At 71.8% G+C, this 9,461-nt stretch carries 7 protein-coding genes; 2 read left to right on the top strand and 5 right to left on the bottom strand.

The genetic code is table 11. The features are described 5' to 3' along the window. Positions 1-96: 96 nt before the first annotated feature. From pulA to FXF52_RS39170, 4 genes are all read right to left on the bottom strand, one after another. A complete protein-coding gene (pulA, locus tag FXF52_RS39185) occupies positions 97-5,595 on the bottom strand; it encodes a pullulanase-type alpha-1,6-glucosidase (protein ID WP_148804712.1) in 5,499 nt (1,832 codons plus the stop codon). Between the two features lie 357 nt (positions 5,596-5,952). Beyond that, positions 5,953-6,642: a cellulose binding domain-containing protein gene (locus FXF52_RS39180; protein WP_148804711.1), complete on the bottom strand. Its 690-nt coding sequence runs from the start codon at positions 6,640-6,642 to the stop codon at positions 5,953-5,955. A gap of 315 nt (positions 6,643-6,957) precedes the next feature. Then, complete coding sequence (locus FXF52_RS39175; RefSeq protein WP_148804710.1) at positions 6,958-7,347, bottom strand: hypothetical protein; 390 nt, start codon at positions 7,345-7,347, stop codon at positions 6,958-6,960. A 40-nt stretch (positions 7,348-7,387) separates the two neighbouring features. Continuing rightward, the gene (locus tag FXF52_RS39170) at positions 7,388-8,050 is read right to left on the bottom strand and encodes a hypothetical protein (RefSeq protein ID WP_148804709.1); all 663 of its coding nucleotides are present in this window, start codon (positions 8,048-8,050) and stop codon (positions 7,388-7,390) included. Positions 8,051-8,069: 19 nt separating this feature from the next. Between FXF52_RS39170 and FXF52_RS42240 the strand changes: the two genes are divergently transcribed. After that, positions 8,070-8,243 (top strand): hypothetical protein, encoded by a 174-nt coding sequence (locus tag FXF52_RS42240; protein ID WP_187413985.1) that lies wholly within the window; start codon positions 8,070-8,072, stop codon positions 8,241-8,243. An 11-nt stretch (positions 8,244-8,254) separates the two neighbouring features. Here the strand turns inward: FXF52_RS42240 and FXF52_RS39165 are convergent, their stop codons facing one another. Next, positions 8,255-8,623, bottom strand: a complete 369-nt coding sequence (locus FXF52_RS39165; protein WP_148804708.1) for an ArsC/Spx/MgsR family protein — start codon at positions 8,621-8,623, stop codon at positions 8,255-8,257. Between the two features lie 167 nt (positions 8,624-8,790). On the opposite strand from FXF52_RS39165, the gene FXF52_RS39160 reads away from it, so the two are divergent. Next, positions 8,791-9,408: an IS607 family transposase gene (locus tag FXF52_RS39160; protein WP_148804707.1), complete on the top strand. Its 618-nt coding sequence runs from the start codon at positions 8,791-8,793 to the stop codon at positions 9,406-9,408. Positions 9,409-9,461: the final 53 nt, after the last annotated feature.

The following is a 9,461-nucleotide window of genomic DNA, read 5'->3' as shown; positions in this document are numbered from 1 at the left end:
CAAGGACTGCTTCAACTGACCGACGGTCAGCGCAACGGATCCGCCCACAAATCCGGCCCCCTGCCACCACGGTGGCAGGGGGCCGGATTCGTCGGGTCAGCTCTGGACGAAGACCGCCACGCTGCGCGCCGGGACGGTGAAGGTGCCGGTCGCCCGGTCGAACGAGGCGGTCCGGAGCACCGGGTCGGCCGAGGTACGCAGCACCGGGTGCAGCGCCACGTTCGCCCCGCGCAGGCCGGTCACGGTCTGCGTCGCCGCCGCCGGCGTGGCGTTGAAGACCACCGTGACGGACTTCCACGCCCCGCCCAGGCCGCGGGCGTCCAGGGTCATGGTGATCACGCCTGGGGTCTCGTGCGTACCGGAGAGCGGGAAGGCGACCCGCTGCTGCACCTGGTCGGCGGTGGTCAGCCCGAACACCGGCGAGGACCGGCGGATGCGGAGCAGTTCGGCGTACCGGGCGTCGGCCAGGTTGATCGCCGCGCAGTCGGGCACCAGCTTCGGGTCGGCCAGCAACGGCTTGGCGTACGGCCACTTGCTCTGGTTGTCTGCGGCCGGCGGGAGGCCGGCGCCGAAGCCGTTGCCCTGGGTGCAGTCCCACCGGATCTGGTTGAACCAGTCACCGGAGTTGTACGAGTTGCGGTCCAGCGACTTGGAGCGCAGCCGCTCCGAGCCGGCTGTCACGAAGCCGGTCCCCTGCCCCATCACCACCGTGCTGAGGGCGAGCACCTGCATCCGGGCCCGATCCGTCGCCGAGGTCCCCTGCGGCAGCTTGTACGCCAGCGCGTCGTACAGGATCTCGTTGTCGTGCGCGTCGACGTACGTGACCGCCTCGCCCGGCGCGGCGGTGTAGCCGGCCGGTGCGCCGTTGTAGTCGACCTGGGCGCCGGTGACCTGCCGCCCGGACGAGTCGGTGAACCGGTAGCCGCGCAGGTTGCCGGTCAGGCCCACCTTGATCAGGTCATGCTGGTGCAGCAGCCGGGCCTTCTGCTCCGCCGCCGAACCGTTGACGTCGTCGCCGTTCGGGTCGGACCAGACGCCGGACGCGAAGCCCTGGATCCGCGGGTTGTCGTCGAACGGGCCGCCGCCCCGTACCCCGTCCCGGAGCCGGTCGTTGAAGGTGCCGATCCCGGTGCCCGCCATGTTGGCCTGGGTGGCCTGCACGAACCGGGCGTCGCCCGCGACCTCGCCGAAGTTCCACCCCTCGCCGTAGAGCAGGATCTTCTTCCCGTCCACGCCGTCCCGGGCCAGGGTGAGCTGGTCCAGCGCGGCGCGCACGGCGAGGATGTTCGCCTTGGGGTGGTGACCCATCAGGTCGAACCGGAAGCCGTCCACCTTGTACTGCCGGGCCCAGGTGACCAGGGAGTCCACCACGAGCTTGCCCATCATGGCGTGCTCCGGGGCGGTGTTGGCGCAGCAGGTCGAGTTCGCCACGGTGCCGTCCTCCAGCAGCCGCTGGTAGTAGCCCGGCACCACCTGGTCGAGCACCGATTTCGGGTCCGTGCCGGCGGCCGAGGTGTGGTTGTAGACGACGTCCATCACCACGCGCAGGCCGGCCCGGTTGATCCCGGCGACCATCTGCCGGAACTCGGTGGTCCGCCGGGCCCCGGCCGGGTCGACGGCGTAGCCGCCCTCCGGCACGGTGTAGTGCAGCGGGTCGTACCCCCAGTTGTAGCCGTCGGTGTCGGCGACGGCCGACACGCACTTCTGCTGCTCGTCCGAGTCGGGCGGCAGCGCGGCCAGGTCGCAGCCGGGCTGCCGCTGGTCGGCCCGCTTCTCGGGGATGGTGGCGAAGTCGAACGCCGGCAGCAGGTGCAGGTAGTTCACCCCCGCCTCGCCGAGCGCGGCGAGGTGCTTCATCCCGGCGGTGCTCGGATCGGTGAAGGCGAGGTAGGTGCCCCGCCGCTCGGCCGGGACGGTGGTGTCGGCGATGGAGAAGTCGCGGACCGACACCTCCTGGATCTGCGCCTTCGACGACGGGACCGCCGCCGGCTTGCGCAGCGTCGCCCAGCCGGCCGGGGCCAGCGCCGGGTCATCGAGGTCGACGAGCTGGCTGTGCGTGGAGTCCGGCGCGAGAGCCACCGAGTAGGGGTCGGTCACCGCGGCGGTGACCAGCTGCTGCGCCGCCGGCTGCCAGGCCTGCACCCGGTAGCGGTAGTACTTCCCGACCCAGTCCTTCGTGCCGCGCACCGACCAGACCCCGGTGCGGTCGTCGCGGCTCATCGCCACCGTCCTCGGCTCGGCCGTCGGCGAGCCGAAGAGCTGGAGCGACACCGTGCGCGCGGTGGGCGCCCAGACGGCCAGGGTGGGCACCTTGCCGGCGAACGTCGGCCCGAGCTTCACCTGCGTGGCGGCCCGGTAGACGTCGTCGAGCACGCCCGGGATCTGCACCCCGGTGGCGCCGAGCAGCTTGCCCTCGGCGTCCCGCTCGGTCACCACGAGCTGCCCACGCAGCGCCGCCGGCACCTTGGCCAGGTCGGCCCGGTCGAGGCTGAAGGTGCGGTAGGACCACAGGTGCGGCCACGCCGCCCGCTGGGCCTCGGTGAGCCCGTTGCGCTCCGCCCGCAGCGGCAGCGTGGTGTACGTCCCGGTCAGCTCGCCGTCGCTGATGCCGAGTCCACCGGTCGGGGCGGCGACCAGGGCGTACCGCTTGCCGTCGGTCGGCCCGGTCTGCCAGGCGACGGTGGACCGGTCGATCCACTGTGCCTTCTGCTTGGTGATGTCGAGGTCCCGGGCGACGCCCGTGGCGGTCGACGGGAGCAGCCGGCCCTTGATGCCGGCCAGCAGCCAGACCTCGTGCCCGGCGGTGGCGAAGTCGAGGCGCTGGTCCTCGGGATGGTCCTTCTCGTCGCCGGAGTGCACGATGTAGCTCAGCCCGGTGGCTCCGGCGGCCAGGGGCACCCGGAACACCGCACCGAAGGAGTCGATCCGCTCCGGCTTCAGCGGGTTGCCCCAGTCGGTCGGGGTGGCCGCACCGTCCCAGAGGTGCAGGCCCCAACCGTCGTAGTTGCCGTCCGCCTTGCGCCAGTGGATCACCGCGGTGCTCTGGTCGACCGGCGGGTCGGGCTCGCCCGTGGCGGCCTGCCGGGTCGGATACAACGTCGGGTCACCCTGCTTGACCCAGACCTCGCCGGTCTGCGTGACGTCGATGGTGCGGTCGTTCGGCACGTCCTTGGTGCCGTTCTTGTCGACCACCAGAAAGCCCACTGACTTGGCGCCCGGCTTGAGCTTGACCCAGGCGAACCGGCCGAAGGAGTCCTCACCGGCGAACGGCTGCCCCTTGGGCCACTCGGTCTGGTACGCCGGGTCGATGTCGCCCCAGGTGTAGAGCCCCCAGTCGGCGTACCCGCCGGCCGGGCGCTGGTAGTGCACCACCGCCCAGTCCCGGGAGGCGCTCTGCGCCGGGGTGCCGACGACGCCGGTGGACCGGGTGCTTGCGACCCGCCCCTTGCCGTCGCGGACGACGGCCTTGTACTCGACCTTCGTCCCGCCCGGCAGGCCGGTCAGGTCGTGGTGGACGGTGTACGGCGCCTGGTGCGCGCTGCCCAGCAGGGTCCACTTGCCGCCGGGGACCCGGGCGGCGAAGGTGACGGTCGCAAGGGGGTCGCCGGTGACCTGCGCGGTGACGGCGGCCCTGGTGGCGACCGGGGCGTCACCCGGCTCGGTGATGGTGACCTTCGGGGCGGCCCCGGCCTGCGGGATCGCCCGGTCCGCCCGGAGCACCACGGCCGACCTGGCCGGCACGGTGACGCTCAGCTTGCCGTCGGCGCCGGCCGTCGAGGTGGCGGCACCGCCGTAGACGCCGGTGAAGGTGGCGCCGGCCGACCAGGTGTCCACGGTGACAGTCTGCGCGCTCGCGGCGTTGTTCACCGCGACGACGTACTCCGTCCGGTCGGCGGGCAGGATGCGGGAGAAGGCGAAGACGCCGGGGCCGTCGGCCGCGTACCGGGTGACCTGGATGCCGTCCCGCAGCGCCGGGTGCGCCTGCCGCAGCCGGCCCAGCTCCGCGATGGTCCGGTACAGCGGGTGGCCGGTGTCGTACTGGTCGCTGGCGTGGGTACGGGTGGTGCCGATCAGGTCGTCGTCGAGGTAGTCCGGCACCTGGCTGGCGAACATGTCCTGCCGGGCGTCCTTGTCCCCGCCGGGGCCGGTGAAGCCCTGCTCGTCGCCGGAGTAGACGACGGGCTGGCCGCGGGTGAGGAACATCAGCTGGTGGGCGAGCTGGTCCCGGCGCAGCTGGCTGGCGTCGTCCCCGCCGGCGGCGGCGATGAACGAGCCGATCCGGCCCATGTCGTGGTTGCCGAGGAAGGTGGTCAGCCGGTTGGCGTCGGTGTCCCGGGCCGCGTAGAGGTCGTCCCGGGCGTACAGGTCGGCAAGCGCCTTGGCCGAGCCGTCGGCGGCGGTGTAGCCGCGCGCGGCCTCCTGGAAGGAAAAGTCCAGGGTGGCCGGCAGGCCGCCCTGCCGCACGTACGTCGACTCGATCTCCTGGTCGGCGCTGTACACCTCGCCGAACATGAAGAAGTCCGGCTTGCCGGCCTGCTCCGCGGCCCGCTGGATGCCGCGGCTGAACTGCGGCCAGAAGTCGAGGTTGCTGTGCTTGACGGTGTCGAGGCGGAAGCCGTCGACCCCGGCACGGGTGATCCACTGCGCGTAGATGTCGGTCATCCCCCGCACCACCTCGGGCCGCTCGGTCCAGAGGTCGTCGAGGCCGAAGAAGTCGCCGTACTCGCTGTTCTCACCGGCGAAGGTGGAGTCACCCCGGTTGTGGTACATGGTCGGGTCGTTCAGCCACGCCGGGACCTTGACCTTCGCGTCGGCCGGGCTGGCAAACGTCGGGGTGTACGGGAACGACTTCTCGTTGACCTGCGGGAAGTCCCGGGTGCCGTCGGCGTAGTTGCGGTCCTCGAAGGCCCGCCCCTGCGCGTCCCGGTACGGCGCGGTCTTCTTGTCGACGTAGCCGTACCTGTCCTCGGCGTACCGGATGACGTCCGCGGTGTGGTTGACGATGATGTCGAGGTAGACCTTGATGCCCCGCCCGTGGGCGAGGTCGACCAGCTTCGTCAGCTCCTCGTTGCTGCCGAAGTGCGGGTCGACCTGGGTGAAGTCGGTGATCCAGTAGCCGTGGTAACCGGCGGAGACGTCCGCGCCGGCGCCCTGCACGGGCCGGTTCTTGAAGATCGGGGCCAGCCAGATGGCCGTGGTGCCCAGGCCCTGGAAGTAGTCCAGCTTGTCGATGAGCCCCTTGAGGTCACCGCCGTGATAGAAGCCTTTGTCCTTCGGGTCCAAGCCGGTGGCGAGCTGGCCGCCGGTCAGGCCACCGGTGTCGTTGCGCGGGTCGCCGTTGGCGAAGCGGTCCGGCAGGACGAAGTAGAACTGCTCGGCCCGGGCGTTGTTACTGCCGGCCTTGAGCAGCGCCTCGGCGGACGGCTCCCGGCTCCACTGCGGCGCGTTGGCGGCGGCGAGGACGTCGGGGACCGCGGACTGCTCGTTGCCGGCGGCGCTCAGTTGGTGAACGGCGACCGGCACGCCGACGAGCGTGAGCACGAGGGAGGAGACCAAGGCGAGCAGCGCCTTGCGAGGTATCGGCGGGGGTTTCATCGACGGCCTTTCTCTGGTCGCTGATTCGCCCGCACGCTAGCCCTTGCCGAAACATTCTGCAATAGCTTGCAAACCAAGTCGCAACAAAGCAGCCGCCTTGCAAAACGCGCACAATACGGGCGGTCGCGGACGAGGCGGCGCATGCACGGCCGACGATGCCGCAGCGCGCCAGGTCCGGCCCGCTGCGGTAGGTCAGCGAACCGCCGGACACACTGGCGGTCTCCTGGTCCGCACCGGACACCCAGGCGTCCGCCACCCGTCCATCAGGGAAGCTCAGCTGGACCACCCAGCCGCGGGCGGGAAGCAGTGCCGAAAAATGCCCCACGCGGCGCGCGGTCGTTCACCCCGGCGACGCGCTCAGCCGATGGCGCAGTCCGCGCCGTTGACCGTGCACCGGTCCGGCCGGTCGCCGGTGCCCGTGCGGCCGAACTGCAGTTGCACGCTGACGCTCTGCCCCGACGTCAGCGCCCCGGTGCCGGACAGCACAAACATCCCGCCGCCTCGGGAGCTGGCCGAGACGCCGGAGCCGGACGAGACCTCGACGCTCTTGACGTTGCCGGCGAAGGCCAGCTCCACCGTCCAGTCCTGGCTCGACCCGGACCCGTTGGTAACGGTCAGCCGGGCCGCGAACGAGCGCCGGTCGCTGTCGATGGCCTCATACCGGGCGGTGACCGCGCCAGGGGCCACGAGCGGTGCCGGCGCAGCCAGCGCCGGCGCGCCCGACGTCGGGCTGACCGACCGGCTCGGGCCAACCGACCGCGACGGGCTGGGCGAACCCGTCGGTGTGGCCGTGGGAGTGGCGGCTACCAGCGGTGCGGCCTCAGTCGGCGTGGCGGAGCCGCTCTCCGCGGCACCCGTCGGCAGGTAGATCGGCGGCGCCCCGGCCGTCGGCATCACCCGGCGCTCCTCGTCCCGCACCGCGAGCAGGGCGATCACGAGCAGGCTGGCGAGCAGGCCGACGCCGAGCAGCACCACCATCCACGGCACCGACATCAGCAGCCTCGGCGCCGACGGCTCCTCAGCCGGCTGGACCCGTCCGGCGCTCATCACGTCCCCCCTCGCCGAAGCCGACGCGCCAGCGTAGCCAGCGGCGAGCCACGGCCGACAGCGGGCGGGCCACCTTCCGCCCGTCCGGGCCACCGGGAGGCGGAGAACGGATGACCCACAGGCGGCGATCCGACCGCCACCACGAGGCGTACGCACCGGCCCCGCACCGCGCGTCGGCCAGGCCGTGCGGTCCCATCGATGGAAGGGTGCCGGGCGTTCGCCATCCGGCTCCCGCCGGGGATTCACCGACTGTCCACTATGAAGTCCGGGGCGGCCGCCGCGACACCCGGGCAGCAGCCGGCGGCCAGCGCGACCTCAGCCGGTACGGATGACGGTGCAGATGGCCGGCCCGTCGTCGGTGGCCCGCAGCAGGTAGCGGTAGCGCTCACCGGGCACCGCCCGCCCCCGACTGTCCAAGAACTCCCACCGCACCGCCACCTCGGTGAGCAACACAGAGAGCTGCTGCACCTCCTCGATCTGGGCGTTCGCCGCGACCAGCTCCCGTTCCCGGTAGTCCGGGGCCGCGCCGACGAAGCTGAGGGCCACCGCGGCCAGGGACGTGAACGAGAAGCTGTACGTGTCGGCGACCACCAGCCCCGGCAGGGCGTAGCAGCCGGCGATGGCAGACACGTCGCCGGTGGTCAGCGCCACGCCGTACCGGTCGAAGAAGTCGGTCAGCGCCTCGAGATGCGTGGAAGCCGTCACGGGGCTCTCCATTACCGCCCGGCGGCTCCGGCAAACCTGGTCAGCGCGGCGGGATGCGCACCTCGATCTCGGCGCCGAGCTGCGCGCCACCGCTGAGATCGAGGTCGTCGCCGCTCCAGAACCGGCCCGGGTCGTACCAGTTGGGCCGGCGACCGGCGGGCAGCAGCCCCATCGCCTCGTAGGTCACCGCCACCACCTCGGCGCAGTACGCGGTCTCCAGCGCCCGGTCCCGCAGCGGCACGCCCCCACCGTCGCCTGTGGCCGGTCGCCGGCGGTGCAGGTCCGGCACCCGGCCGCGCGCCCAGCGCCAGGCGAGCTGCGCGGTCGACGGAAACGGGGTGCCGTCGAGGCGCGCCACGGTACGCAGCACCGCCTCCTCCATGGCGGTGTCGACCGGCGGTTCGAGCTGGCGCAGCCAGGCCCGCTGGCCGTACCGGTTGGCCCAGACGCAGACCGCGTCCCGCAGGTCGTGCAGCTGCACCCCGCGCTGGTGGCTGCCGGTCCACATGTCCGGCAGCGAACGGCCCAGCTCGGCGTGCCACATCAGCGGCGGCATGTCGTCCAGGACCACCGCCATGCCCACATGGTTGACCGGGCTGTTGGTGGTGAGCTGGATGGCGCGGTCCGGCACGCTGCGCCCGCGGAACACCCACACGTCCCCGGTCCGGGTCAGCTCCACCGCCTCGTCCAGGCTGATGCTCATAGAGGATTACCCTAGGCCGATGCGGCAACGGATGCGGTGGTGGAAGCTGCTCGGGCTGGCCGGCCTCGCCGGCGTCGCGGCGACCGGCGTGGTCGTCGCCCGGGCGGAACGGCGGCGCCGGGCGTACACCCCGGAGGAGATCCGGGACCGGCTGCGCGAGCGGCACGCGCAGGCCGCTCGACGATCCTCCTGACCCGCCCGGGCTCACCGCTCCGCGCGGCGCACCGCGTCGTCCAGCGCCTCAGGGGTACGAGCGACCAGCGCGCTGCCGTCGTCCAGCAGCAGGATCGGGCGCTGGATCAGCTCCGGGTGCGCGACCATCGCGGCGACCCACCGCGGCTCGGTGTCGTCGTCGCGCGGCCAGTCGGCCATGCCCAGGGCCGCCGCGGCCGGCTCCCCGGTGCGGCAGATGTCCCACGCGCGCGCGTCCAGCCGGCGCAGCACCTCGGTCAACTCGGCCACGCTCGGCGGCTCCGCCAGGTACGCCCGCAGCCGGTAGGGCACCCGCGCCTCGTCAAGCGTGGCCCGGGCGGCGGCGCACTTCGAGCAGGACGGGTTGTTCCACATCTCCATGGCCCCACATGGTGGCACGCCGCCACCGACGGTTCGCTGCCGCGGCTCACCCACCAGGCGCACTCCGTGACAGCGGTGTCGCGGTGGGCCCGACCGTCGTGAGTGGAACGCTGTGGAGCAGCTACTAGTGGTTGCTTTCCCTTTAGAACTGTCCACAATTGACGGTCGTGGGTGGTGTCTATCGGATCGGGGAGTTTGCCAAGCGGGTGGGCCGTTCGGTGAGCACGGTGCGCCGGTGGGAGGTGGAGGGTCGGATCACGGCCCGTCGTCTGCCGTCGGGGCAGCGGTATTTCGACGATTCGGATGTGCGGAGGGTGCTGCAGCCGGGTTTCGACGCGGATCGGCGGAAGGTTGTGGTGTATTGCCGGGTGTCGTCGCCGGGTCAGAAGGCCGACTTGGCGTCGCAGGTGGCGGCGATGCAGCAGTTCTGCCTGGCTCGCGGTTTGGCTGTGGATGAGTGGGTCAGCGAGGTCGGCGGCGGGATGAACCTTCGCCGGGAGAAGTTCCTGGCGTTGATGGACTCGGTCGACCGGGGTGAGGTCGCCACGCTGGTGGTGGCCCACACCGACCGGTTGGCCCGGTTCGGGTTCGACTTCCTGGAGCATGTGGCGGAGCGTGGTGGCTGCGAGATCGTCGTCGCCAACCAGGAGTCCCTATCCCCACAGCAGGAGCTGGTCGAGGACCTCCTGGCCGTCGTCAACTCCTTCTCGGGCCGGCTGGACGGTCTGCGCCGCTACGAGAAGGAGTGGAAAAGGGCGGACTTGACGATGGAGGGTGACCGGTGAAGGTCACCCGGATCGCCTACTCCGCGCACCTGAATCCGGGCAAGTACGCCGCG

Origin of the sequence: Micromonospora sp. MP36, from assembly GCF_008119785.1 — a bacterium.
GTDB lineage: Bacteria > Actinomycetota > Actinomycetes > Mycobacteriales > Micromonosporaceae > Micromonospora.
This window is presented reverse-complemented; position numbering and strand designations above follow the sequence as displayed.